Genomic DNA, 23980 nt, shown 5'->3' with positions numbered 1-23980 from the left:
GCGGTGCCGCGCCCGGGCTTTGCCGGTCCCGGGCGCGCGCCTTTCTTCTTCTTATCCTTGTTATTCGTAGGTGCGGATGTCGTCGATGACCTTGCCGTCGTTTGGCAGGGAGCCGGCCTCGGCCCATTCGACGTCGCTGCGCAGCTTGGTCACGTCGCGCACCGATTCGGCGATGCGGGCGCCCAGGTCTTCGCCGCGCACGCGTGATTCCACGCGCAGCACCATTTTGTCCGAACCGGTGGTGCCGCTGATCACCAGGCGTGCCCGCAGGATTTCCGGATGGCGGCGCACCACGTCGGCCACCTGCGAGGGATGCACGAACATGCCGCGCACCTTCGTCGTCTGGTCGGCGCGTCCCATCCAGCCCTTGATGCGGGTGTTGGTGCGGCCGCAGGGCGAGATGCCCGGCATCACCGCCGACAGGTCGCCGGTGCCGAAGCGCACCAGCGGGTAGTCGGGGTTCAGCGTGGTGACCACGACTTCGCCCACTTCGCCATCGGGCACCGGTTCGCCGGTGCCGGGGCGCACGATCTCGACGATGATGTCCTCGCCCAGCACCAGGCCCTGGCGCGCCGGCGTCTCGAAAGCGATCATGCCCAGGTCGGCGCTGCCGTAGGCCTGGTAGCCCTCGATGCCGCGCGCGGCCAGCCAGTCGCGCAGCGACGGCGGGAAGGCTTCGCCGGACACCAGGGCGCGGCGCAGCGAATCCAGTTTCACGCCGAGCTCGTCGGCCTTTTCCAGGATGATCTTCAGGAAGCTGGGGGTGCCGGTGTAGCCGCTGGGCGCCAGGTCCTGGATGGCGCGCACCTGCTGTTCGGTCTGGCCCGTGCCGCCAGGAAACACGGTGCAGCCGACGGCATGGGCGGCGGTTTCCATCATCGAGCCGGCCGGCGTGAAGTGGTAGGAGAAGCAGTTGTAGGCCAGCTCGCCGGCGCGAAAGCCCGCGGCGTACAGCGCGCGGGCAAAGCGCCAGTAGTCGGCGCGGGCGCTTTCGGGTTCGTAGATCGGGCCGGGCGAGGCGAACACGCGCATGGCTTCGCCCCAGCCGATGGCCGAGAAGCCGCCGAAGGCCTTTTGCGGTCCGGCCGGTTGCGCGGCCTGTTCGCGGCAGTGCTGCTGGCGTTCCAGCAGCTCGTGCTTGCGCAGCACCGGCAGGCGCGCCAGCGCGGCGCGCGAGGTGACCGTGGCGGGGTCGATGCCGCGCAGCTGCTCGGCAATGGCCGGCGCGCGGGCGATGGCGCGGGCGATGGCGCCGGGCAGGGCCGCCATCAGGTCGCGCTCGCGTTGCTCGGGCGCTCGGGTTTCCAGGACATCGAAAAACTCGGACATGGGATAGCACCCTCTCGTGTGCCGTACTGCGGTGTCGTTGCCGGCGGCGAGCCGGACCGCGCCGGCGTCGCCGCTCCAGGGATCAGGCCAGCCAGCGTTTGCGGCGGCGGTAGAACTTGTTGTCGCGGAAACTCTTGCGCTCGCCGCTGGAAATGCCCAGGTAGAACTCTTTCACGTCCTCGTTCTGGGCCAGGTCCTGCGCCGCGCCGTCCATCATCACGCGGCCGTTCTCCAGGATGTAGCCGTAGTCGGCGTAGCGCAGCGCGATGTTGGTGTTCTGTTCGGCCAGCAGGAAGCTGACGCGCTCGCGCTGGTTCAGGTCGCGCACGATCTCGAAGATCTCCTCGACGATCTGCGGCGCCAGTCCCATGGACGGCTCGTCCAGCAGGATCATGTTGGGGTTGGCCATCAACGCGCGGCCGATGGCGGTCATCTGTTGTTCGCCGCCCGAGGTGTAGCCGGCCTGGCTGGATCGGCGCTGCTTCAGGCGCGGGAAATACTGGTAGACGCGGTCCAGCGCCGCGCTGGTGTCGCCGCGGCCGAGGTCGCGGGTGTAGGCGCCCGTCAGCAGGTTCTCTTCGATGGTGAGGTGGGCGAAGCAATGGCGGCCCTCCATCACCTGAACCACGCCGCGCTTGACCAGTTCGGCCGGCGACAGCTTTTCGATGCGCTGGTCGCGGTACTGGATGTGGCCCTTGGTGACGTCGCCGCGCTCGCCCTTGAGCAGGTTCGAGATGGCGCGCAACGTGGTGGTCTTGCCGGCGCCGTTGGCGCCCAGCAGGGCCACGATCTTGCCTTCCGGCACCTGCAGGGACACGCCCTTGAGCACCAGGATGACGTGGTTGTAGATCACCTCGATGCCGTTCACATCGAGCAGCACCTTGGGGGTGTCGGCGGTAGTAGCGGTAGTGGTTGCTGCGGTCATGGCGGTTCCTGCGGCTTGGTGGCGGCCGACGCCCTGGGGCGCCGGCCGCCGGTTCACATCAGTTCTCGCAAGTGCGGGGCGTGATGTTCTTTTCCTTGGCGTACTTCGCCGCGGCTTCCTTCACCATCGGGTCCAGCAGGGCCTTGTCGGCCTGGTACCAGTCCGAGACGACCTTGAACTTGGCGCCGTCCCACTGCACGATGCGGGCCCAGTCGTCACCCTTGTGGTTGCTGCAAGAGGTCTTGACCGGACGCATGATCTGGCCGAAGCCGAGCTGGTTCAGGCGTTCCTGCGTCAGGTTCAGGTTCTCGAAGCCCCAGCGCACCTGGTCGGGCGTGAGCGCCTTGCCCTTGCCGAACTTCTCCTGCGCGGTGCGGATCGCCTCGACCTGCAGCATCGAGATCATCATGCCGCGGGTGTGGGCGATGGTGCCGAGCGTGGTCTTGCCCGTCTTGTCCGAACCCTGGCCCTTGTCGTAGACGTACTTCTTCAGATCGTCATAGACCTTGTCGTGGTCGGCGCCGCTGTTGTGGATGGTGATGGCGTTGTAGCCCTTGGCGACATCGCCCAGGTCCTTGACGTCGCCTTCGGAGCCGGCCCACCAGATCGCGTACATCTTGTCGCGCGGGTAGCCGCTGGCCTGGGCTTCGCGGATGGCGGTGGGCGTCATGATGCCGGCGCTCCACAGCAGCACGTAGGCCGGACGCGCCTGGCGGATCTGCAGCCAGGTGGACTTCTGTTCCACGCCGGGGGCGGTCACCGGATACAGCAGCAGTTCGAAGCCTTCCTTGGCGGCGCGCTTCTGCAGCAGCGGGATCGGTTCCTTGCCGTAGGGCGAGTCGTGGTAGACCAGGGCGATCTTCTTGCCCTTGAGCTTATCCATGCCGCCTTCTTTCTTGGCAATGTCCTGGATCATCACGTCGGCGGCGGTCCAGTAGGTGCCCAGCAGCGGGAAGTTCCACTCGAACACGCTGCCGTCGACCGATTGCGACAGGCCGTAGCCCATCGTCTCGACCGGCACCTTGTCGACCATGGCCTTGTCGCTGACGGCGAAGGTGATGCCGGTCGATTGCGTGTCGAAGCCCGATGCGCCGGTGCCCTTGCCCTTCAGGCGCTCGTAGCACTCGACGCCGCGATCGGTGGCGTAGGCGGTTTCGCATTCCTCGTAGGTGATCTTGACGCCGTTGACGCCGCCGTCGCGCTCATTGACCAGCTTCAGGTAGTCCAGCTTGCCATCGGCCCAGGGAATGCCCAGCGGCGCGAACGACCCGGTCCGGTACACCAGCAACGGAACGAACTGCTCTTCCGCCGCCATTGCCGGCGTGGCCACGGCGCCGATGGCGCCGGCTGCGGCCACCAAGGCTGCCGCCAACTTCAGGTTAAGACGCTTCATCTCCATTTACCTCCTGCGTGGTGTTTGGGTCATAAACCCTCGGACACCGGGGTTGGCCCGGTCTGGAGCCGGGTATTCAGGATGTCGGTCGTGGCGCGCATACCGCTACTACCGACGATGATCACAACGGGAGCCGCACCATCCGGGCCGCGGCGGATCCGGCTTTTCCGGTCCCCAGCGGCGCCCCTTGAGGGGGGAAGCGCCGCAGGCGCTTTCGGGGGTGGGCCCATCATTAGTGGGGGAAGGGCCAGATGCGAAGTTTCTCCTTGCCGATGCTCCACAACCGCGCCAGCCCGTGCGGCTCGGCGATCAGGAAGAACACGATCAGCGCGCCGAACACCATGTGTTCGACGTGCGCGGCGGTGTCCACCGACAGCGACAGGCCCAGCATGTGCGGCACGTTGGTCAGCGCCACCGGCACCAGCACGATGAAGGCCGCGCCGAAGAAGCTGCCGATGATGGAACCCAGGCCGCCGATGATGACCATGAACAGCAGCTGGAACGAACGCGTCAGGTCGAAGGCCAGCGGCTCCCACGAGCCCAGGTGGATGTAGCCCCACAGCGCGCCGGCCACGCCGACGATGAACGAGCTGACCGCGAACGCGGTGAGCTTGGCGTACATCGGGCGGATGCCGATGACCGAGGCGGCCACGTCCATGTCGCGGATCGCCATCCACTGGCGGCCGATGGCGCCGCGCACCAGGTTCTTGGCCAGCAGGCTGAAGACCACCACCAGGATCAGCACGAACAGGTACTTTTCCAGCGCGCTCTGTACCGGCAGGCCGAAGGCGGTCAGCGGCGGCACCGAGACGTTGCCCGACGATGAGTAGTTGGTGAAGAACGGGATGCGCAGGAACGCCCAGTCGACGAAGAACTGCGCCGCCAGCGTGGCCACGGCCAGGTACAGGCCGCGGATGCGCAGGCTGGGAATGCCGAAGATGACGCCGACGATGGTGGCGAAGCACCCGCCCAGCAGGATCTGGACGATCAGCGGCATGCCCGGGAAGCGCACGCCGAAGTTCCAGGCGGCATACGCGCCCACCGCCATGAAGGCGCCCGTGCCCAGCGAGATCTGGCCGCAATAGCCCACCAGGATGTTCAGGCCGACGGCGGCCAGCGACAGGATCAGGAACGGGATCAGGATGGCGCGCAGCAGGTAGTCGCTGGACAGCGCCGGGATGGCGATGAACGCCACCGCCAGCAGCAGCCAGATGAAGACGCGGTCCTGGCGGATCGGGAAGATCTGCTGGTCGGCGCGATAGCTGGTCTTGAATTGGCCGTTTTCGCGATAGAACATGTTTTTATCCCAGAGTGCCTGTGGTCAGACGCGGTCGATGATCTTCTCGCCGAACAGCCCTTGCGGACGGAACAGCAGGAACACCAGCGCCAGCACATAGGCGAACCAGATTTCGATGCCGCCGCCCACCAGCGACCCCAGGTAGACCTCGGACAGCTTTTCGCCCACGCCGATGATCAGGCCGCCGAGAATGGCGCCCGGCACCGAGGTCAGGCCGCCCAGGATCACCACCGGCAGCGCCCGCAGCGCCGCGGTCGAGAGCGTGAACTGCACGCCGAACTTGGAGCCCCAGATGATGCCGGCCACCAGCGCCACTAGGCCGGCGACGCTCCAGACGATGACCCAGATGCGGTTCAGCGGAATGCCGATGGACTGCGCCGCCTGGTGGTCGTCCGCCACCGCGCGCAGGGCGCGGCCGGTGGAGGTGAACTGGAAGAACAGCGCCAGCGCCGCTACCAGCAGTGCGGCGATGACGGCGGCGGTGAGGTCTTCGAGGTTGATGAGCAGGCCGCCTTCGAACACCGAGTCCAGGATCATCAACGGGTCTTTCGGCATGCCGACGTTGATGGAATAGACCGAGCTGCCGAACGCGATCTGGCCCAGGCCGTCAAGGAAATAACTGATGCCCAGCGTGGCCATGAGCAGGGTGGTGGCTTCCTGGTTGACCAGGTGGCGCAGCACGAAACGCTCGATCGCCACCGCCAGCAGGAACATCACGATGGCGCTGACGATGAACGCCAGCACGTTGGCCAGGATCATGTTTTCGAAGCCGAACCAGCGCGGTATCCACTCCGAGAAGCGCGCCATCGACAGCGCCGCCACCAGCACCATGGCGCCCTGCGCGAAGTTGAACACGCCCGACGCCTTGAAGATCAGCACGAAGCCCAGGCCGATCAGGGCGTACAGCATGCCGCTCATCAGGCCGCCGAATAAGGTTTCCAGAAAAAATCCCATGTCTCGTCCGCCTTAGTGCGACACGCCCAGATAGGCTCTGATTACGTCTTCGTTGGCGCGCACCTCATCGGGCTTGCCGTCGCCGATCTTCTTGCCGTAGTCCAGCACCACCACGCGGTCGGAGATGTCCATGACCACGCCCATGTCGTGCTCGATCAGCACGATGGTGGTGCCGAATTCGTCGTTCACGTCGAGGATGAAGCGGCTCATGTCCTGCTTCTCCTCGATGTTCATGCCGGCCATCGGCTCGTCCAGCAGCAGCAGGCGCGGCTCCATGGCGAGCGCGCGGCCCAGGTCGACGCGCTTTTGCAGGCCGTAGGGCAGGCGCCCCACGGGCGTCTTGCGATACGCCTGGATCTCGAGGAAGTCGATGATGTTCTCGACGAACTGGCGGTGCTCGATCTCTTCGCGCTCGGCGGCGCCCAGGCGGAAGGCCTGCGCCAGCAGCCCGCACTTCATGCGCAGGTTGCGGCCGGTCATGATGTTGTCCAGCACGCTCATGCCCTTGAACAGGGCCAGGTTCTGGAAAGTGCGGGCGATGCCCATTTCGGCGGCGCGGCGCGGATTCATGCGCGAGAAGCGCTCGCCGCGAAACTCGATGCCGCCCTGCTGCGGCGTGTAGACGCCGTTGATGACGTTCAGCATCGAACTCTTGCCCGCGCCGTTGGGGCCGATGATGGCGCGGATCTCGTGCTCGCGCACGTTGAAGGAAATGTCCGTCAGCGCCTTGACGCCGCCGAAGGACAGCGAGATGTTCTGCATGTCCAGCATCACGTCGCCGATGCGCTGGTCGCGGTCGTTGTTGCTCATGGTCTCTACGCGGCTCGGGCGGTGATGGCGGGGAACGTCTTGACCGGGCGGATCTTCAGGTCGGCGGCGATCTTGCCGCTGCGGCCGTCCTCGAACTTCACTTCGGTTTCGATGTACTGGGACTGCTTGCCTTCGAACAGGGCGTCGATCAGCACGCCATACTTCTGCGCGATGAAGGCGCGCCGCACCTTGCGGGTGCGCGTCAGTTCGTCGTCATCCGGATCCAGTTCCTTGTGCAGGATCAGGAAGCGGCTGATCTGCGAGGCCGACAGCTTCGGATCGGTGGCCAGGTCGGCATTGACCTGTTCGACGCAATCGGCGATGAGCTGGTAGACCTCGTCCTTGCCCGCCAGGTCGGTATAGCCGGCGTAGGGCAGGCCGCGGCGCTCGGCCCAGTTGCCCACGGCTTCCAGGTCGATGTTGATGAAGGCGCACACGTCCTGGCGGCCGGCGCCGAACGCCACCGCCTCCTTGATGTGCGGGAAGAACTTGAGCTTGTTCTCCAGGTACTTGGGCGCGAACAGGCTGCCGTCGGCCAGCTTGCCGACGTCCTTGGCGCGGTCGATGATCTTGAGCTGGCCGTCGGTGTCCAGGTAGCCCGCGTCGCCCGTGTGGAACCAGCCGTCGGCGCTGCGCGCTTCCTGCGTGGCGTCCGGGTTGCGGTAGTACTCCTTGAACAGGCCGGGGCTCTTGACCAGGATCTCGCCGTTGTCGGCCACGCGGATCTCCACGCCGGCCACCGGCGGGCCGACGGTGTCGTCGCGCACCTGGCCGTCCGGCTGCACGCAGACGAACACCGACGTTTCGGTGGAGCCGTACAGCTGCTTGAGGTTGATGCCGATGGAGCGGTAGAACACGAACAGGTCGGGGCCAATCGCCTCGCCGGCGGTGTAGGCCACGCGCACGCGGCTCATGCCCAGCGCATTGCGCAGCGGGCCGTAGATCAGCACGTTGCCCAGCGCGTAGCGCAGGCGGTCCCAGGCGTTGACGGATTCGCCGTCCAGGATGCGGGTGCCGACGCGGCGCGCCAGTTTCATGCAGGCATGGAACAGCTTGCGCTTGAGGTAGCCGGCGTCCTCCATGCGGATCATCACATGGGTCAGCAGGCCTTCCAGCACGCGCGGCGGCGCGAAGTAGTAGGTGGGCCCGATGTCGCGCATGTCGATCGAGACCGTGTCGGGCGACTCCGGATGATTCACCGTGAAGCCCGTGACCAGCAACTGCGTGTACGAGAACATGTTCTGCCCGATCCAGGCCGGCGGCAGGTAGGCCAGCACGTCCTCGCGGTCGGTCAGGTTTTCCATTTCGGACACGGCGCGGGCGCGGTCGATCAGCGCATGGTGCGTCAGCACCACCCCCTTGGGCTTGCCGGTGGTGCCGGAGGTATAGAACATCGCCGCCGCGTCTTGCGGCTGCACCGCGGCCACCGCGCGGGCGAAGAAGTCGGGATGCTGCGCGGCGTAGTCGCGGCCGATCTCCTCGAGCCGGTCATAGGACAGCAGCATCGCATCGGTGTAGTGGCGCAGGCCGCGCGGATCGTCATAGACCACGTGCTTGAGCGCGGGGCATTGCTCGCGCACTTCCAGCATCTTGTCGACCTGTTCCTGGTCCTCGACCACCGCGACGCTGATCTCGGCGTCCTGCAGCACGTAGACCATTTCCTGGGCCACGGCATCCTGGTAGAGCGGCACGGGGATGGCGCCGAGCGATTGCGCGGCCATCATGGCCATGTACAGGCGCGGGCGGTTCTCGCCGATCACGGCCACGTGCATGCCGGGCTGGATGCCCAGCGACGCGAGTCCGTGGGCGACCTGGCGCACGTGCTCCGCCACTTGCGACCAGGTAAGGGTTTGCCAGATACCCAGGTCTTTCTCACGTATGGCGGGCCGCGACCCGCGTACGTCGGCATGCGCGAACAGCAGCGCTGGAAAGGTGTCCAGCGCCGCCGGCATCTGTGCGGATGCGGGCGATGAATGTGCCACGTTGTCTCCTCCGGTTTGGGCGCATCGCGCCCGCTGCCGCGAGACGCGGCGCGCGAGAGGTTGCGCTTGACCAGTTGGTTTTAGATTTACGGCAGGAGTTAAGGTATAAGGTTGGGTTGCTACCAACTGTCACCATCGCGACATTCAAGGAACTTTTAGGGTATTCCCGATGCAGCTATCCGACTCCCTGCAACTGGCCGCGGCCTGGTTTCGCGTACTCGACGCCGAGCAGCAAGCGCGCGTCGAGCGAGACCTGTCCGTGCAGCAGGTTGCCGCCGGGTCGATCATAGAGCGCAAAGGCGAACTCGCCCAGGCTTGGATCGGCGTGCTGGCCGGCCTGGTGAAGGTGTCGGTGGGAAATGCCGAAGGCAAGGTTGCGTCGCTGACCGGCGTGCCCGCCGGCGGCTGGATCGGCGAAGGCTCGCTGCTCAAGCGTGAAGTCCGCAAGTACGACATCGTGGCGCTGCGCGATTCCGTCGTCGCCCGCCTGCCGGCCGCCACCTTCGACTGGCTGCTGGACACAAGCATCCCCTTCAACCGCTACCTGCTGCACCAGTTGAACGAGCGCGTCGCCCAGTTCATCGGCAAGGCCGAATACGATCGCCTGCTGGATCCGGACGCCCGGGTGGCGCGCTGCCTGGCGGAACTGTTCAATCCGCTGCTGTACCCGGGCATGGGCATGCGCCTGACCATCACGCAGGAAGAGGTCGGCTACCTGGCGCGGGTCTCGCGCCAGCGCGCCAACCAGGCGCTGCGCAAGCTGGAAGAGGCCGGGCTGCTGAACGTCGAGTATGGCGCCGTGCGGGTGCTGGACCTGGATGGCCTGAAGCTGTACGGCTCCGACCGCGGCGCGCTGGAAGGCGAACACGCCGCCTGAGTCGTGTGATTCGCTGCGGTTACAAAAGTCGGATGAAAAAGTGCTTGACGATAAATAGCGCGCTATTTAATATTGCGCAATGAAATCCAGATCCCAGCCCAAAAGCGCATTCAACCCGCTGCTGCTAGACAGCCAGCTGTGTTTCGCCCTGTACTCGACCTCGCTGGCGATGAACAAGGTGTACCGCAAGCTGCTGCGCGGCCTGGATCTGACGTACCCGCAGTACCTGGTCATGCTGGTGCTGTGGGAACGCGACGAAATCACGGTCACCGACATCGGCGAACGCCTGTTCCTGGACTCGGCCACCCTGACGCCGCTACTCAAGCGGCTGGAAGCGGCGGGCCTGGTTACCCGGACCCGCGCGCAGGACGATGAACGCCAGGTGATCGTCACCTTGACGAAACAAGGGCGCGACCTGCGCAACCAGGCCGAAGCGGTGCCTCACGCCGTCGCCGCCGCGGCCCAGTGCTCGCTGGAAGAGGCGCAGGGCACCATGCGCGCGTTGCACGAATTGCGGGAAAAGCTGGTCAGCAGTCTTTGATTGTTAGTGTTCGAGGCGGATGATGGCAGGTGCTGTCATCCCCGATTAAAAATAGTGCGCTATGAAATTGTGTGCTATTTAATTAGTAAAGGCCGAAGCGGGAAGGGTCCCGCCAGCCTGGCAGTCCAACCTTCATCCAAAAGGAACGCACCATGTCGATCGAAAAAGTCCTGTACCGCGCCCACGCCCACGTCACCGGCGGCCGTGAAGGCACCGGCGTCTCCAGCGACGGCAACCTGAACGTCAAGCTGACCACCCCGAAGGAACTGGGTGGCGCCGGCGCCGCGGGCACCAACCCCGAGCAACTGTTCGCCGTCGGCTATTCGGCCTGCTTCATGGGCGCCATGAAGTTCGTCGCCGGCCGCGACAAGATCGCCATGCCCGCCAACGCCACCATCGACGGCTCGGTCGGCATCGGCCCCATCCCCACCGGTTTCGGCATCGAAGCCGAGCTGAAGATCTCGCTGCCCGGCATGGACCGCGCCGAAGCCGAAAAGCTCGTCGCCGCCGCCCACATCGTCTGCCCCTACTCGAACGCCACCCGCGGCAACATCGACGTCACCCTGACCATCAACGTCTAAGCAAAGCGCGCGTCCCGCGCGCCAAAAGCAAAGGCAGGATTGCACCAAGCGCAATCCTGCCTTTTTTCATCCGCCCCACTCCAAGAGCAGGCGACCCGCCAAGCCGCTTCCCCCCAGCGCGCAGCGTCATCCGCCAACACACCAAGTCGCGTAAGCCCAAAAAGGCCGCCCGCGCGGCCGCCTTTGGGCGGGCCCTGCAAGATCTTCAGCGAGAACACCCACGGCAAAAGAACGCCAAGCACACGGCTCACCCCAGCAACGCCGGAACCAAAGCAATCGCGAGCACGGCGGGGCGGCGGGCGGTGGCGGGCGGGGCGTGTAGATGCGCCCGAGGGAAACCGTAGGGAGCCGAAGGCGTACGAGGTTGACAACGGGGCAGTCCGGAGCGAACGCTCCGGACCGCAATCGTAGCCCCGTCCGCCACCGCCCGCCGCCCCGCCGTGCGTCTCAAGAACTCAATCCCACGCCAGCAAAAAACTAATGCGACCCCCCAAGATAAGCCGCCACCACAGCCGGATCATGCTTCAACTTCTCCGCGCTCCCATGCACAGAAATCCGCCCGTTCTCCAACACATACCCATAATCCGCGACATTGAGCGCCGCCGCCGCAAACTGCTCGACCAGCAACATCGTCACCCCTTCATCCTTGAGCCGCGCAATGATCCGGAACACCTCTTCCACCAGGATCGGCGCCAACCCCATCGACGGCTCATCCAGCAGCACCAATTCCGGATTCAGCATCACCGCCCGCGCCATCGCCAGCATCTGCTGCTCGCCGCCAGACAGCGTCCCCGCCAGTTGCTCGCGCCGCTCCTTCAGCCGAGGAAACAGATCCATCGCCCGTCCGAGGTCCGCCTGCACGTCACCCTTGGGCCGGCTCCCCGTCAGGCGCGGAAACGCGCCCAGCAGCAGGTTGTCCGTGACGGACAGTGTCGGAAACACCCGCCGTCCTTCCGGCGAATGCGCCAGCCCCAGCCGCGCGATCCGATGCGATTCCAGTCCGTCGATGCGCTTGCCGCCCAGCGTGACCTCGCCCGCGGTCGGCCGGATCATCCCCGACAGCGCCCGCATCGTCGTCGTCTTGCCGGCCCCGTTCGAGCCGATCAACGTCACCACCTTGGCCTTCGGGACCTCCATGCTGATGCCGTGCAGCACCTTCACCTTCCCGTAGCCCGCTTCCAGATTCTTGATCGATAGCATGTTGTCGTCCTTGGCGTCAGGCGGGCGCGCCGCCCAGATACGCCTCGATAACCTTGGCGTTGCTCTGCACTTCATTGGGCAGCCCCTCGGCGATCTTCTGGCCGAAGTCCAGCACCGACACGGTGTCGCACACCCCCATCACCACATCCATGTGGTGCTCGATCAGGATCAGCGTAATGCCGTGGTCGCGCACCTTGCGGATGATCGTCAGCAGCTCGGCGATATCCGGCGCCGTCAGGCCGGCAGCCGGCTCGTCCAGCAGCAGCAATTGCGGGTCCAGCGCCAGCGCGCGGGCGATTTCCAGCAGGCGTTGCTTGCCATAGGGCAGGTTGCGGGCCTCTTCGCTGGCCAGGTCCTCCAACCCCACGAATTCCAGCAGCGCCAGGGCGCGGGCGCGCGCGCCTTGTTCCTCGCCCTTCCACTTCGGCGTGCGCAGCGCGATGCCCGCCAGTCCCGTCGTGAAGGTGTGGTGCAGGCCCACCAGCACGTTCTCCAGCGCCGTCATCTCGCCGAACAGCTGCACGTTCTGGAAGGTGCGGGCGATGCCCGTGGCGGCGATGTCGGCCGGCGCCAGGCCCACCAGTGACTTGCCGCCGAATTCCACCGCGCCCGCCGTGGGCACATAGATGCCTGTCAGCACATTCATCATGGTGCTCTTGCCCGAACCGTTCGGTCCGATCAGCCCATGGATGGTGCCGCGCTTGACCGTCAGGTCGACCTGGTTCAGCGCCTTCAGGCCGCCGAACTGCATCAGCACCTGCTTGGCCGCCAACAGCGTTTCGCCATGGCCCCGCGCCGCGTCGGGCACCGCTTCCTGTTCCTTGACCAGGTCCTTCTTGACCGACAGCGCCGCGCGGCGGGTCGAGAAGAACAGGTTGCGCACGAAGCCGACGATGCCGTCGGGCAGGTAGTACACGACGAACAGGATCATGGCGCCGAAGATCGTCAGGCGCCAGTCGGTCACCGCCTCCAGCCAATACGAGAACACCGCCAGCAGGATGGTGCCGACCACCGGCACCGCCACCCGGCGGGCCTCGGTGCGGCCCTTGGAGATGGCGATCGCGCTGCCCACCGTCACCAGGATCGCCACGCCCAGCGCGATCAGGCGGAAGGTGGCGATGTCGTCCAGCATCTTGGGCAGCAGCACGATGATCGATGCGCCCAGCAGCGCCCCGGTGCGGCTCTTGCGCCCGCCCATGATGATGGCCAGCAGGAACAGGATGGTGAGTTCGAAGTTGTAGGTGTTGGGCGAGATGTACTGCTCGGAGTACGAATACAGCGCGCCCGCCAGGCCGGCGAAGCCGGCGCTGATGACGAAGGCGAACACCTTGTGGCGATAGACCGACACGCCCATGCAGTCCGAGGCGATCGGGCTGTCGCGCAGGGCCTCGAACGAGCGGCCCAGGTGCGATTTGAGGATCCGGTGCACCACGATCAGCGACAGCACCAGCAACGCCGCCACCAGCCAGAAGTACTCGCTCTTGGTCAGGATGTGGCCGCCGATCGACGGCTTGGGGATCTTGATGCCGAGCGGGCCTTCGGTCAGGAAGGTCATCTCGTTGATCAGGATCTGGATGATGGTGCCGAAGGCCAGCGTCACCATCGCCAGGTAGGGTCCGGTGACCCGCAGCGCCGGCAACGCCAGCACCGCGCCGAAAGCCGCCGCGATCAGGATGGCGGCCGGCAGGATCACCCATATCGGCATCTGCAGATGGAAGAACAGCACGCCGGCGACATACGAGCCGATGCCGAACAGGCCGGCATGGCCCAGCGACACCTGGCCGGTGTAGCCCACCACGATATCGAGCCCGAACAGCAGGATCGAATAGATCATGATGGTTTCGATCAGGTGCAGGTAGTACGTGTTGGTCACGCCCAGGGGCACGGCGGCCAGGCAGGCCACCGCCACGATGGAAAGCAGCAGGTGCAGGGGTTTCATCGCTTACACCTTCTTGATCGCGGTCTTGCCGAACAGGCCGGCGGGTTTGAAGGTCAGTACGAGCAGCAGCAGGACCAGTCCCGGCACGTCTTTGTACCCCGTCGAAAGATAGAAACCGGTGGTGGTCTCGGCGATCCCCAGGATCAGGCCGCCCACCACCACGCCCATGCCGCTGGACAGGCCGCCGATGATGGCGACCGCGAAGGCCTTCAGGCCCAGCACCGCGCCCATGGTGGCGCCGGTCAGCGTCAGCGGCGCCACCAGCACGCCCGCGAAGGCGGCCGTCAGCGACGACAGGGCATACGAAAACGTGATTACCATGCCGGTGTTGATGCCCATCAGCCCGGCGGCGTCGCGGTCGTTGGACGTGGCGACGAAAGCCTTGCCGTAGATGGACTTGCGGTTGAACAGTTCCACCAGCAGCATCATGGCCAGCGCGCCGAACACCACCAGCAGTTCCATCGGCAGCACGTTCGCGCCCAGCACCTCGATCGGCGCCTCGGGCAGCGGCGAGGGGAATCGCAGGTCGTCGCGGCCCCAGATGTTCTCGGCCACGTTCTTGAAGATGATGCCCAGGGCGATGGTGGCCATGATCCAGCCGAATTCGGATCGCGTCTTGATGGCCGGCCGCACGCCGACCCGCTCGACCAGCGCGCCTTGCGCGAAGCCGAAGATGCAGACGATGGGGATCATGACCCAATAGTTCACGCCCAGGCCGACCAGCGTGAGCCCGACCAGCGCGCCCAGCATCAGGGCTTCGCCCTGGCCGAAGTTCAGGGTGCCGGATGTGGCGAAAGTGAGCTGGTACCCGAACGCGATGACGGCATAGATCATGCCCAGCGCGATACCGCTATAGATAAGCTGTAGAAGAATCATGGTGTGTGTCGTGAGGCGCTGTGTTCCGTCCCAACCCCCTTGGGCAGAACGCTGTTGTCAGGCGACTGCATGCCGGCGCCCCGCGCGCGGGAACGCCGGCGGCGGCGGCTGGGCAGCCGCCGCCGCACTGCTTCGGACGAACTTAGTTGGCCTTGACCACGCGGCCGCCCTTGACCTCGCCGATGACCACTTCCTTGGCGCCGATGGCGTCGTGGTTGTCGTGGGTGAAGGGCTTGTTGTAGGTCATCACCACGCCCTCGACCGGCGTCTGCAGGTTCTCGAGCGCTTCACGGATCTTCGGGCCTTCGGTGGAGTTGGCCTGCTTGATGGCGGCAGCCAGCAGGAAGATCGAGTCATAGCCCTGGGCCGCCGACACCGGCGAGTCGATGCGATTGTTCTTGGGCTTGAACTTGGCCAGGTAGGCATCGATGAAGGCCTTGCGCTTGGGCGTATCCGGATCCTGGATGAAGGTCTGCGGCATGCGCGCGCCTTCGCCGTTGGCGCCGGAGTTGTCGATGTAGTTGGCCATCGACAGCGTCCAGCTGCCGATGATCGGCACCTTCCAGCCCAGCTTGGCCATGCCGTTGGCGATCTGCGCCAGCTCGGGGCCGATGCCGTAGGTCAGCACGGCTTCGGCGCCCGCGGCCTTGGCCTTGAGCAGCTGGGCCGTCATGTCGACGTCCTTGATGTTGAACTTCTCGACGGCCACAGGCTTGATGCCCTTGGCGTCCAGGGCCTTTTCCAGGTCCTCGCGGCCGAGCTGGCCGTAGTTGGTGGAGTCGGCCAGGATCGCGACCTTCTTGAAGCCGCGGCGGGTGATGGCCTCTTCGACGATCATCGGCGCCTGGATGCTGTCGTGCGCCGCGTTGCGGAATACGTAGTTGTCCGGGTATTCGGGCGCCTTGAACTGGTGCGTGATGACGCTGCCGGTGGCCACGTTGTTGAACACCGGGATCTTGGCGTCCTGGTAGAAGCGTTGCGAGGCCAGCGCCACGCCGGTGTTGATGTAGCCGACCGTGGCCGTGACCTGTTCCTTGTTAATCAGCTCCTGGGCGATCTGCACGCCGCGCTCGTTCTTGGCTTCGTCGTCGCGTTCCACCGCGACCAGTTGCCGGCCGAGCACGCCGCCATTCTTGTTGATTTCCTCGATGGCCAGGCGCACGCCGTCGCGCATGCTCACCCCCATGGAGGAAGAGCCGCCCGTATAGGGGCCGGCCACGCCGATCTTGATGGGGTCGGCGGCGTAGCCCGCGGCCGATACGGCAAAAGCAAGGGTTCCTGCAAGCAGCTTCAAACGAAAATCCATGGATGTCTCCGTTGTAATTGGTAGAACTGCGTGGAAAACCGTGTGCCGGCGCCAGGCGGCGTGAAGAAGGTGGGTGGCGCACTCCTGTTGCGTGTTGTGACTGTCTGCTTAATCGCTTACGCGAATCTGACCCGGCGGGGTTTTTCCGCGTAAATACCTAGTACCGTCGCACCCGCCGACGGCCCGGCATTGCGACGCAGCATGGGACGGCCAAAGATCGGGGCAGGCCCGGCGCGCGGAGCCGGTTTGCGCGCGCAGGCCATGTTGGGCGCATGCTAGCCAGCGATGCGCGGCGGTGCGCGGAATTTCCTTCCGCCCGGGGCTGGAAATTTATTCCGGCTTGGCCGAAGAAGCCCGTGGCCATTGGGCCGCGCGTTCACAGACGGCGGCCAGCCATAGGGAAAACGCTTGGGCCACGCCGCCCGGAGGGCGCGAGATTTCAGTACACAGGTAGTACTGGGATTCACCCGCCGTCTCGATGTCGAGCACCCGCAGCAATTTGCCCTCGTCCAGCCACTCGGCCGCCAGCGTGCGGCGGGTCAGCGCGATGCCCTGGCCGGCTCGGGCCGCCGCCAGCATCATGCCCAGGTCGACCAGCCAGACGCCGCGCGCGGGTTCGGGCCAGTCGAGCCCGGCCGCCGCCAGCCAGGGACGCCATGGCTCCATCGGGCAGCGCAGCAGGGCGGCGCGCGACAGGTCCTGCGGGCGTTCGAACGGCCCGTGCGCATCGCGGTAGGCGGGCGAGCAGACCGCAAACACCGGATCTGTGGTCAGCGGCCGCGCGTGCAGGCCGGGATATTTGCCGCTGCCGAAGCGGATCCAGACGTCCGCGTTCGGCGGCATGATGTCCAGGTAGGGAATGGACAGCATGATTTCCAGCTCGACGTCCGGGTGCGCGGCGGTGAAGCCAGGCAGGGCGGGGATCAGCACCTGGCGGGCAAAGGTCGGGGTGGACACCACCCGCAGGGGTTCGAGCTTGGGCTCGCCGCGCTTGTGCAGCGAGGCATCGGACAGCAGGTCCAGCGCGGTGCGCACTTGTTCCAGGTATTCGCGCCCGGCGGCGCTCAGGGTGGCGCCGCGGCTGCTGCGGATGAACAGGGTGACGTCTAGCTGCGCCTCGAGCGCGGCGATGCGCTTGCCGATGGCGCTGGCGGTGACGAACAGTTCTTCGCTGGCGCGCTCGAACGAACCGAGCCGGGCGGCGGCCTCGAAGGCCTGGATGGCGGCCAGCGGCGGCAGGCGCACGTCTTTGGAAGGGGAGGGTCCGCGCATGATCGTCTGGCGGGCCGGCCATGCGCCCGACGAAAGAGTGGCAACGCGGCGATTATAAAAGTGCCTGGCTGGCTAGCCCGTCCCCGTATTTCCACCGCCTGCGCAACGACCCGTCCCGTAGCCGTCCAGCCAGCGCGACTGCGCCAACCCTCAGACGCCCTTGACCGCCAGGCTGATCGCCAGGCCCGCCATGACCACGGCGATGACGCCGTCGAGCACGCGCCAGGCCGAGGCGCTGGCGAAGAAGCGCGCGAACAGGCGCGAGCCGATGCCCAGCACGGCCAGCCACAGCAGGCTGGCGGTGAAGGCGCCGGCGGCGAACGCCATGCGGGCATCCTCGAAACCGTGGGCCAGCGAGCCCACCACCACCATGTCGAGCCAGAAATGCGGGTTCAGCAACGAAAAGCCCAGCGCGCCCAGCATCGCGGCGCGGCGCGAGGGCACCACGTCGCGCGCGGCGGCCAGCCCGCCGGTGGCGTTCCAGGCGCGGCGCGCCGATTGCAGCGCGTACCAGGACAGGAAGGCCACGCCGAACCACAGCACCGCCGTGGTCAGCCAGGGGAACCAGGCCGTCAAGGCCTGCAGGCCCGACACGCTGGCGAAGATGAAGACGGCGTCGATCAACGCGCAGATGGCAACCACCGACAGCAGGTGCGCGCGCATCAATCCCTGGCGCAGGATGAATGCGCTTTGCGCGCCGACGACGGCGAACAGGCCCAGCCCCGTGGCCGTGCCGCTGGCCCAGGCGGTGAGAAAGAGGGGAGATGACAACGTGGCGAACATGACGCGAACCTTTTGACTGCAACGCCTTGTGGCGGCGCTTGGAATACCGGGCCGGCAGCGTTGCGCATGCCGACAATGCATCATTTTCGCTTGTCACTGGTATGAAATACAGCTAATTTTCCTTCATTATCTTAAGCAAAACTAATTCTATGAAAATCGATCACGGCAACCTGCGCGCCCTGGCGGCGGTGGTGCGCGAAGGCAGTTTCGAACGCGCCGCGTTGGCGTTGAGCGTGACGCCGTCGGCGGTGTCGCAGCGGATCAAGGCGCTCGAAGACCGCATGGGAAGGCTGCTGGTCCAGCGCACCGTGCCCGCCGCGGCCACCGGCGATGGCCAGGTGCTGGTGCAGCTGGCCGAGCAGACCGCGCTGCTGGAACACGACGCGCTGAACCGGCTGGGCGTGGCGGACGACGACGTGCCGCACGCCAGCATCCCCATCGCGGTCAACCACGACAGCCTTGAGACCTGGTTCGTCGAGGCGGCGCTGCAGTTCTCCAGCCGTACCCGCGCCACGCTCGACATGCAGTCCGAGGACCAGGACCACACCGCCGCGCTGCTGCGCAACGGGTCGGTGCTGGGCGCGGTGACGACGCTGGCCGATCCGGTGCAAGGCTGCCGCATCCATGCGCTGGGCAGCATGCGCTATGTGGCGACGTGTACCCCGGCCTTCCACAAGCGCTATTTCGCGCAGGGCGTGAATGCGCAGACACTGGCGCAGGCGCCGGTGCTGGTGTTCAACCGCAAGGATGCGTTGCAGGCCCGTTTCGCCCACAAGATCTCGGACCCGGCGCCATGGCAACCGCCGGTCTGGTGGGTGCCGTCGACCCGCGCCTTCGTGCAGGCCACCCTGGGGGGCCTGGGCTGGACCATGAATCCGCTGCCACTGGTGCAGGAACACCTTGATGCAGGTCATCTGATGCTGCTGCGGGGCCGCGCCTGGGAGGACGTGCCGCTGTACTGGCAGCATTGGCGGGTAAACTCCGAAGCGATGGAAGCTTTGACCGACTCGGTTCTGTCAGCCGCCCGCAGCCTGGTCCGGCGGCGTTAACCCATAGGAGAACACCCCCATGAACATCCGCAAGTTCGCCGCTGTTGCCGTCCTGGGCCTGTGCGCGGCCGGTTCGGCCTGGGCCAAGGACTACAAGGTCGGCCAGGTCGAGATCGACGATCTCTGGGTGCGCGCGTCCGCCCCGGGCCAGTCCAACGGCGCCGGCTACATGGACATCGACAACGATGCAAAGACCCCCGATCGCCTGCTGTCGATCTCGTCCGACGCCGCCGAGCGGGTCGAGCTGCACACGGTCGAGACCACCAACGGCGTGGCCAAGATGCGCCAGGTCGAGGGCGGCATCGCGCTGCCGGCCGACGGCGAGGTCAAGCTGGCCCCCGGGGGTTACCACGTCATGTTCATCAAGCTGAAGGCGCCGTTCGCCGAAGGCGCCACGGTGCCCGCCACGTTGAAGTTCGAGAAGGCGGGCGAGGTGGCGGTGCAGTTCAAGGTCAAGCCGGCCTCGCACAACCCCGGCATGAGCCACGATCACGGCGCGATGAAGCACTGATCCCGCCGCGCGCGGCACAGAACAAAAAAAGGCGGCAGGCTCGAACAGCCTGCCGCCTTTTTTGTCGCTGGCCGGTACCCCCCAAAATGGGGCGCCGGCCTGTCGATCAGTACAGCCCTTGCTGGCGCATCGCGTCGGCGACCTTGACGAAGCCGGCGATGTTGGCGCCGTCCAGGTAGTTCACGTATTCGCGCTCGCTGTGGCCGTGGCGCACGCAATTCTCGTGGATATCGCGCATGATGGCGTGCAGGCGCGCGTCCACTTCCTCGCGGGTCCATGCCAGGCGGGCCGAGTTCTGGGCCATTTCCAGGCCCGACACGGCCACGCCGCCGGCGTTGCTGGCCTTGCCCGGCGCGTACAGCACGCGGGCGGCGATGAAGGCCTTGGCGGCGTCCAGGGTGGCGGGCATGTTGGCGCCTTCGGCCACGCATTGCACGCCGTTCTTGATCAGCGTTTCGGCATCGGCCAGCTCCAGCTCGTTCTGGGTGGCGCAGGGCAGGGCCACGTCCACCGGCACGTGCCAGGGACGCTTGCCGGCTTCATAGGCCAGACCGAACTGGCGGGCATAGGTGTCCAGGCGGCCGCGCAGGTCGTTCTTGACGTGCATCAGCGCCACCAGCTTTTCGTGGTTGAAGCCGGCTTCGTCGACCACCGTGCCGTTCGAGTCGGACACCGTCACCACCTTGGCGCCCAGCGCCATGGCCTTTTCGATGGCGTACTGGGCCACGTTGCCCGAGCCCGAGACCGACACGCGCAGGCCGTCGAACGACTTGCCGACGCGCTTGAGCATCTCCTCGGCGAAGTAGACGGTGCCGTAGCCGGTGGCTTCGGGGCGGATCAGGCTGCCGCCGAAGGTCAGGCCCTTGCCGGTGAAGACGCTGGCGGTGGAGTTCGACAGTTTTTTCATCATGCCGGCCATGAAGCCGACTTCACGCGCGCCCACGCCGATATCGCCGGCCGGCACGTCGGTGTCCGGGCCCAGGTGGCGGTACAGCTCGATCATCAGGGCCTGGCAGAAGCGCATGACTTCGGCGTCGGACTTGCCCTTGGGGTCGAAGTCGGAGCCGCCCTTGCCGCCGCCCATGGGCAGCGTGGTCAGCGAGTTCTTCAGGGTCTGCTCGAACGCCAGGAACTTCAGGATCGACAGGTTCACCGAGGGGTGGAAACGCATGCCGCCCTTGAACGGGCCGATGGCCGAACTGTGCTGGATGCGGAAAGCGCGGTTGACCTGCGCCTGGCCCTTGTCGTCGGTCCAGCACACGCGGAACTGGATCACGCGTTCCGGTTCCACCAGGCGCTCGAGCAAAGCGTGCTCGGCGTAGTGGGGGTGCTTTTCGATGAAAGGCCACAGACTCAGCATCACCTCCTGGACGGCTTGCATGAATTCCGGTTGCTGCGGATCGCGCACGGCGACGCTACGCAGGAAGTCGTCCAGACGCTGCACTTTCAACATGATCTCCTTGGGGGCGCTTCGAATGAGTGCGGAGATGCGCTGTTTCGGGGCGTCGAATCTCCGTTTTGGTGCGGATTGCACCGGCTTGGTGCGGAATTGTAGGGCCAATTTGTTGCCCTGCGCAAAGCCGCGGGCTGCTTCATCACCTTGATATCAAAGCGCTTTTTTCTTTAATTATTGGGGTCGCATCGTATTTTGACGGGCTGGGAGATCACCCTGGGTTCCATAGAGAGAAGGGGGAGGCCTTGAATTCACAGGGAAAATTAATGCGTCCCTAATAATTAGCAGAGCTCTCTGAAGGAAAGGGATGGCCGCTACATAGGGGAATTCACCCGGCAGCTAGGGCAGAGTCCTATATTTGCCGGCCGGATTTCCCTTAATATGTCCCTAATTATTTTTTGCGCCAGATCATGCGCGAGGCGGTGGAACGGACGTCCCACCGCCCGGTTGCTACAGCGTGGCGTCGTAGTCGATCGTCAGCGGCGCGTGGTCGGAAAAGCGTTCGTCCTTATAGATCGCGACGCTGCGGGCGCGGGCGGCGATGCCGGGCGTGGCGATCTGGTAATCGATACGCCACCCGACGTTCTTGGCCCAGGCCTGGCCGCGGTTGCTCCACCAGGTGTACTGGTCCGGCCGCTCGTCGATGGTGCGGAACACGTCGACGAAGCCGCGCTTGTCGAACACGTCGGTCAGCCAGGCGCGTTCCTCGGGCAGGAAACCGGAATTCTTCAGGTTGCCCTTCCAGTTCTTCAGGTCGATTTCCTTGTGGGCGATGTTCCAGTCGCCGCAGATGACGAATTCGCGGCCGGTCTTCTTGTGCTCGTGCATCAGTTCGTCGATCCACGGACCGAAGCGGTCCAGGAAGCGGTACTTGGCCTGCTGGCGCTCGTCGCCGCTGGAGCCCGAGGGCAGGTAGGCGCTGATGACCGACAGGTTCTTCCAGTCGGCGCGGATGATGCGGCCCTCGGGATCGAATTCTTCGCAGCCCAGGCCGATGCTGACGCGCTCGGCCGCATCACGCAAATAGATGCCGACGCCGCTGTAGCCTTTCTTGACGGCATGGTGGAAGTGGCCGGTGTAGCCGGGCGGGTGGCGCAGATCCTCGGTCAGATCCTCGTCCGACACCTTGATTTCCTGCAGGCACAGCACGTCGGCGGCGTGCTTCTCCATCCAGGGTTGCAGGCCCTTGCGGAAGGCGGACCGGATGCCATTGAGGTTGATCGACGTGATGCGCAGCAAAGCGGGACTCCTGTAGAGCGGCCGGGAACGGCCGGAACAATGCCAGGAATTTAACCGACTGGGCGACGTTGTCCGGGAAAGGCCCCGACAACGGATAAAATGCCGGGGTTTGCCACCTCTCGGATCCTCCTCGCATGTCTGCCGCCCACGCCGCCTCCGCCACCTCGCTTGATTTTGTCCGCTTCGCCCTGAACGAAGGCGTGCTGCGCTTCGGCAGCTTCAAGGTCAAGTCCGGCCGTATCAGTCCCTATTTCTTCAATGCGGGCCTGTTCAACAGCGGTGGGTCGGTCGGCAAGCTGGCGGGCTTCTATGCGCAGGCGCTGCTGGATTCGGGCGTGGCCTTCGACATGCTGTTCGGCCCGGCCTACAAGGGCATCCCGCTGGCCACGGCCACCGCCGTCGCGCTGGCCAGCCACCCGGCGATGCAGGGCCGCGGCGACGTGCCGTTCGCCTACAACCGCAAGGAAGCCAAGGACCACGGCGAAGGCGGCACCCTGGTGGGCGCGCCGCTCAAGGGCAAGGTCGTCATCATCGACGACGTGATCACCGCGGGCACCTCGGTGCGCGAGTCGGTGGAGATCATCCGCAACGCCGGCGCCGAGCCGGCCGCCGTGCTGATCGCCATGGACCGCATGGAGCGCGCGGGTGCCGACGATGCGCTGTCGGCGCACTCGGCGGTGCAGGACGTGGCCAAGACCTATGGCATCCCGGTGGTGGCGATTGCATCGCTGGCGGACATCATGGCGCTGCTGCAGGACGACGCCGCGTTTGCCGAGCACCGCGATGCGGTGCAGGCGTACCGGACGAAGTACGGGGTGAAGTAAATCCGGGCCGGTGGGACTTGGCCTGCCGGCTGCCGTATCGGGTCGCCGGGGACTCCAGCCTGCTGGCCGGCGCTTCAGGGCCGATGACGACGACATCGCAGGCACATGCCGCTTGCGCCAGGCGCTTGTCGAAGGTGGCCAGTGCGGCATCGTGCCAAAGCGCAAGTTCCAGGTACGACGCGTCGTACACCGTGAGGGCGTGTTCCCGGGCAAGCGCGACACAGCGCGGCAGCCAGGTGGTGGCAGGGCGGTTCTCGTTGACCACTGGCGCCATCTTCAACCGCGTCGAAAATTTTTTCAGCATGTCTGGCGTGGCTTGCCGCAACCGTTCGATGCGTAAGGTTCCCTGGGCGACTTCCAGCTTCCAGATCAATGGGACAAGCGCGGGCTTGTCAATCAGGCCTTCCAGTATCGTGAGCGCTTGCCCACTGTGGGTCTGGCTGGGCAATTGCAGCCAGCTCAAGGCAACCGACGCATCGAGCACGAGCTTCATTCGCGTATCCCCTTCACGGCGTACCACCAGGTGGCGTCGTCCACATACGGGATGCCCTTGAGTTGCTTGAGTTCCTCGATCGCGCGGTGCGCCTCTTCGGTCAGCAGCGGGTTGACTCTCCAGAACTGAGCATACGCCATGCCGTCCCGGGTGATGACGACGCGGGTCCCGGTATGGGCCGCTTCAATGAGTTCATCCAGTCGCTCGGCGACCTGTTCTTGCGGAACGGATAGATAGGGGGTGGTCATGGCCAAGTCTCCGGCGCGAAATCGACCGAACCATTCTTGGCCAAACAAAAAGCCGCGGCAAGATGCCGCGGCCTTAGGTTCGGTCTGATACTGCGCCG

At 65.6% G+C, this 23980-nt stretch carries 23 protein-coding genes; 6 read left to right on the top strand and 17 right to left on the bottom strand.

From position 1 onward, the window contains the following. Positions 1-60 precede the first annotated feature (60 nt). The 7 genes from ACUTAG_RS13125 to ACUTAG_RS13095 all read right to left on the bottom strand — a co-directional run bounded on the left by ACUTAG_RS13125 (position 61) and on the right by ACUTAG_RS13095 (position 8690). A complete protein-coding gene (locus ACUTAG_RS13125) occupies positions 61-1329 on the bottom strand; it encodes a phenylacetate--CoA ligase family protein (RefSeq protein ID WP_024070680.1) in 1269 nt (422 codons plus the stop codon). 82 nt (positions 1330-1411) lie between these two features. Then, the gene (locus ACUTAG_RS13120) at positions 1412-2254 is read right to left on the bottom strand and encodes an ABC transporter ATP-binding protein (RefSeq protein WP_024070679.1); all 843 of its coding nucleotides are present in this window, start codon (positions 2252-2254) and stop codon (positions 1412-1414) included. A gap of 58 nt (positions 2255-2312) precedes the next feature. Next, complete coding sequence (locus ACUTAG_RS13115; RefSeq protein WP_006389831.1) at positions 2313-3653, bottom strand: ABC transporter substrate-binding protein; 1341 nt, start codon at positions 3651-3653, stop codon at positions 2313-2315. Positions 3654-3879: 226 nt separating this feature from the next. Further along, on the bottom strand, positions 3880-4944 hold the full coding sequence (locus ACUTAG_RS13110) for a branched-chain amino acid ABC transporter permease (RefSeq protein WP_006389832.1): 1065 nt from the start codon (positions 4942-4944) through the stop codon (positions 3880-3882). Positions 4945-4968: 24 nt separating this feature from the next. Further along, a complete protein-coding gene (locus tag ACUTAG_RS13105; RefSeq protein WP_054497936.1) occupies positions 4969-5898 on the bottom strand; it encodes a branched-chain amino acid ABC transporter permease in 930 nt (309 codons plus the stop codon). 12 nt (positions 5899-5910) lie between these two features. Further along, the gene (locus ACUTAG_RS13100; RefSeq protein WP_076407765.1) at positions 5911-6708 is read right to left on the bottom strand and encodes an ABC transporter ATP-binding protein; all 798 of its coding nucleotides are present in this window, start codon (positions 6706-6708) and stop codon (positions 5911-5913) included. 5 nt (positions 6709-6713) lie between these two features. After that, positions 6714-8690: an AMP-dependent synthetase/ligase gene (locus tag ACUTAG_RS13095; protein WP_054514327.1), complete on the bottom strand. Its 1977-nt coding sequence runs from the start codon at positions 8688-8690 to the stop codon at positions 6714-6716. Between the two features lie 169 nt (positions 8691-8859). Between ACUTAG_RS13095 and ACUTAG_RS13090 the strand changes: the two genes are divergently transcribed. From ACUTAG_RS13090 to ACUTAG_RS13080, 3 genes are all read left to right on the top strand, one after another. Then, positions 8860-9567, top strand: a complete 708-nt coding sequence (locus tag ACUTAG_RS13090; protein WP_006389836.1) for a Crp/Fnr family transcriptional regulator — start codon at positions 8860-8862, stop codon at positions 9565-9567. 79 nt (positions 9568-9646) lie between these two features. After that, a complete protein-coding gene (locus tag ACUTAG_RS13085) occupies positions 9647-10108 on the top strand; it encodes a MarR family winged helix-turn-helix transcriptional regulator (protein WP_006389837.1) in 462 nt (153 codons plus the stop codon). A gap of 152 nt (positions 10109-10260) precedes the next feature. After that, entirely contained in the window at positions 10261-10689 is a 429-nt protein-coding gene (locus tag ACUTAG_RS13080; RefSeq protein ID WP_006389838.1) for an organic hydroperoxide resistance protein, read from the top strand. 477 nt (positions 10690-11166) lie between these two features. On the opposite strand, the gene ACUTAG_RS13075 is transcribed toward ACUTAG_RS13080, so the two are convergent. From ACUTAG_RS13075 to ACUTAG_RS13050, 6 genes are all read right to left on the bottom strand, one after another. Further along, on the bottom strand, positions 11167-11889 hold the full coding sequence (locus tag ACUTAG_RS13075; RefSeq protein ID WP_006389839.1) for an ABC transporter ATP-binding protein: 723 nt from the start codon (positions 11887-11889) through the stop codon (positions 11167-11169). 16 nt (positions 11890-11905) lie between these two features. Further along, positions 11906-13828 (bottom strand): branched-chain amino acid ABC transporter ATP-binding protein/permease, encoded by a 1923-nt coding sequence (locus ACUTAG_RS13070; RefSeq protein ID WP_006389840.1) that lies wholly within the window; start codon positions 13826-13828, stop codon positions 11906-11908. A gap of 3 nt (positions 13829-13831) precedes the next feature. Further along, positions 13832-14704: a branched-chain amino acid ABC transporter permease gene (locus ACUTAG_RS13065; RefSeq protein ID WP_006389841.1), complete on the bottom strand. Its 873-nt coding sequence runs from the start codon at positions 14702-14704 to the stop codon at positions 13832-13834. A gap of 142 nt (positions 14705-14846) precedes the next feature. Then, a complete protein-coding gene (locus ACUTAG_RS13060) occupies positions 14847-16010 on the bottom strand; it encodes an ABC transporter substrate-binding protein (protein ID WP_006389842.1) in 1164 nt (387 codons plus the stop codon). A gap of 330 nt (positions 16011-16340) precedes the next feature. After that, positions 16341-17282 carry a LysR substrate-binding domain-containing protein gene (locus ACUTAG_RS13055; protein ID WP_054485432.1) on the bottom strand — a complete coding sequence of 314 codons (942 nt, stop codon included), beginning with the start codon at positions 17280-17282 and terminating at the stop codon, positions 16341-16343. 150 nt (positions 17283-17432) lie between these two features. Then, on the bottom strand, positions 17433-18065 hold the full coding sequence (locus tag ACUTAG_RS13050; RefSeq protein WP_006389844.1) for a LysE/ArgO family amino acid transporter: 633 nt from the start codon (positions 18063-18065) through the stop codon (positions 17433-17435). 149 nt (positions 18066-18214) lie between these two features. On the opposite strand from ACUTAG_RS13050, the gene ACUTAG_RS13045 reads away from it, so the two are divergent. Both ACUTAG_RS13045 and ACUTAG_RS13040 read left to right on the top strand, forming a co-directional pair. Next, positions 18215-19114, top strand: a complete 900-nt coding sequence (locus tag ACUTAG_RS13045) for a LysR family transcriptional regulator ArgP (protein ID WP_006389845.1) — start codon at positions 18215-18217, stop codon at positions 19112-19114. 19 nt (positions 19115-19133) lie between these two features. Continuing rightward, positions 19134-19625 (top strand): copper chaperone PCu(A)C, encoded by a 492-nt coding sequence (locus tag ACUTAG_RS13040; protein ID WP_020925962.1) that lies wholly within the window; start codon positions 19134-19136, stop codon positions 19623-19625. Between the two features lie 106 nt (positions 19626-19731). Here ACUTAG_RS13040 and gdhA read toward each other — a convergent pair whose 3' ends face one another. Further along, positions 19732-21078 (bottom strand): NADP-specific glutamate dehydrogenase, encoded by a 1347-nt coding sequence (gene gdhA / locus ACUTAG_RS13035; protein WP_020925963.1) that lies wholly within the window; start codon positions 21076-21078, stop codon positions 19732-19734. 450 nt (positions 21079-21528) lie between these two features. Beyond that, complete coding sequence (locus ACUTAG_RS13030) at positions 21529-22317, bottom strand: exodeoxyribonuclease III (RefSeq protein ID WP_006389848.1); 789 nt, start codon at positions 22315-22317, stop codon at positions 21529-21531. 134 nt (positions 22318-22451) lie between these two features. Here ACUTAG_RS13030 and pyrE point away from each other — a divergent pair, with 134 nt between their 5' ends. After that, the gene (gene pyrE / locus ACUTAG_RS13025) at positions 22452-23141 is read left to right on the top strand and encodes an orotate phosphoribosyltransferase (protein ID WP_026382116.1); all 690 of its coding nucleotides are present in this window, start codon (positions 22452-22454) and stop codon (positions 23139-23141) included. Here pyrE and ACUTAG_RS13020 read toward each other — a convergent pair. Further along, entirely contained in the window at positions 23056-23634 is a 579-nt protein-coding gene (locus ACUTAG_RS13020) for a type II toxin-antitoxin system VapC family toxin (RefSeq protein WP_148317405.1), read from the bottom strand. The two genes, pyrE and ACUTAG_RS13020, sit on opposite strands and share 86 nt — an antisense overlap. Further along, positions 23631-23882 carry a hypothetical protein gene (locus ACUTAG_RS13015; RefSeq protein ID WP_047992086.1) on the bottom strand — a complete coding sequence of 84 codons (252 nt, stop codon included), beginning with the start codon at positions 23880-23882 and terminating at the stop codon, positions 23631-23633. The genes ACUTAG_RS13020 and ACUTAG_RS13015 overlap by 4 nt, the downstream gene beginning before the upstream one ends. Between the last annotated feature and the right edge of the window lie 98 nt (positions 23883-23980).

This window comes from Achromobacter sp. CSND-B12 (assembly GCF_052906545.1).
The sequence above is the reverse complement of the archived record's forward strand: the minus strand, read 5'-3'. Positions and strand labels throughout refer to the sequence as shown.

What these genes read in the sequence shown, in the direction of transcription:
- ACUTAG_RS13125 (WP_024070680.1), bottom strand. Translation starts at nt 1,329, where the DNA reads ATGTCCGAGTTTTTCGATGTCCTGGAAACCCGAGCGCCCGAGCAACGC.
- ACUTAG_RS13120 (WP_024070679.1), bottom strand. Translation starts at nt 2,254, where the DNA reads ATGACCGCAGCAACCACTACCGCTACTACCGCCGACACCCCCAAGGTG.
- ACUTAG_RS13115 (WP_006389831.1), bottom strand. Translation starts at nt 3,653, where the DNA reads ATGGAGATGAAGCGTCTTAACCTGAAGTTGGCGGCAGCCTTGGTGGCC.
- ACUTAG_RS13110 (WP_006389832.1), bottom strand. Translation starts at nt 4,944, where the DNA reads ATGTTCTATCGCGAAAACGGCCAATTCAAGACCAGCTATCGCGCCGAC.
- ACUTAG_RS13105 (WP_054497936.1), bottom strand. Translation starts at nt 5,898, where the DNA reads ATGGGATTTTTTCTGGAAACCTTATTCGGCGGCCTGATGAGCGGCATG.
- ACUTAG_RS13100 (WP_076407765.1), bottom strand. Translation starts at nt 6,708, where the DNA reads ATGAGCAACAACGACCGCGACCAGCGCATCGGCGACGTGATGCTGGAC.
- ACUTAG_RS13090 (WP_006389836.1), top strand. Translation starts at nt 8,860, where the DNA reads ATGCAGCTATCCGACTCCCTGCAACTGGCCGCGGCCTGGTTTCGCGTA.
- ACUTAG_RS13085 (WP_006389837.1), top strand. Translation starts at nt 9,647, where the DNA reads ATGAAATCCAGATCCCAGCCCAAAAGCGCATTCAACCCGCTGCTGCTA.
- ACUTAG_RS13080 (WP_006389838.1), top strand. Translation starts at nt 10,261, where the DNA reads ATGTCGATCGAAAAAGTCCTGTACCGCGCCCACGCCCACGTCACCGGC.
- ACUTAG_RS13075 (WP_006389839.1), bottom strand. Translation starts at nt 11,889, where the DNA reads ATGCTATCGATCAAGAATCTGGAAGCGGGCTACGGGAAGGTGAAGGTG.
- ACUTAG_RS13070 (WP_006389840.1), bottom strand. Translation starts at nt 13,828, where the DNA reads ATGAAACCCCTGCACCTGCTGCTTTCCATCGTGGCGGTGGCCTGCCTG.
- ACUTAG_RS13065 (WP_006389841.1), bottom strand. Translation starts at nt 14,704, where the DNA reads ATGATTCTTCTACAGCTTATCTATAGCGGTATCGCGCTGGGCATGATC.
- ACUTAG_RS13060 (WP_006389842.1), bottom strand. Translation starts at nt 16,010, where the DNA reads ATGGATTTTCGTTTGAAGCTGCTTGCAGGAACCCTTGCTTTTGCCGTA.
- ACUTAG_RS13055 (WP_054485432.1), bottom strand. Translation starts at nt 17,282, where the DNA reads ATGCGCGGACCCTCCCCTTCCAAAGACGTGCGCCTGCCGCCGCTGGCC.
- ACUTAG_RS13050 (WP_006389844.1), bottom strand. Translation starts at nt 18,065, where the DNA reads ATGTTCGCCACGTTGTCATCTCCCCTCTTTCTCACCGCCTGGGCCAGC.
- ACUTAG_RS13045 (WP_006389845.1), top strand. Translation starts at nt 18,215, where the DNA reads ATGAAAATCGATCACGGCAACCTGCGCGCCCTGGCGGCGGTGGTGCGC.
- ACUTAG_RS13040 (WP_020925962.1), top strand. Translation starts at nt 19,134, where the DNA reads ATGAACATCCGCAAGTTCGCCGCTGTTGCCGTCCTGGGCCTGTGCGCG.
- gdhA (WP_020925963.1), bottom strand. Translation starts at nt 21,078, where the DNA reads ATGTTGAAAGTGCAGCGTCTGGACGACTTCCTGCGTAGCGTCGCCGTG.
- pyrE (WP_026382116.1), top strand. Translation starts at nt 22,452, where the DNA reads ATGTCTGCCGCCCACGCCGCCTCCGCCACCTCGCTTGATTTTGTCCGC.
- ACUTAG_RS13020 (WP_148317405.1), bottom strand. Translation starts at nt 23,634, where the DNA reads ATGAAGCTCGTGCTCGATGCGTCGGTTGCCTTGAGCTGGCTGCAATTG.
- ACUTAG_RS13015 (WP_047992086.1), bottom strand. Translation starts at nt 23,882, where the DNA reads ATGACCACCCCCTATCTATCCGTTCCGCAAGAACAGGTCGCCGAGCGA.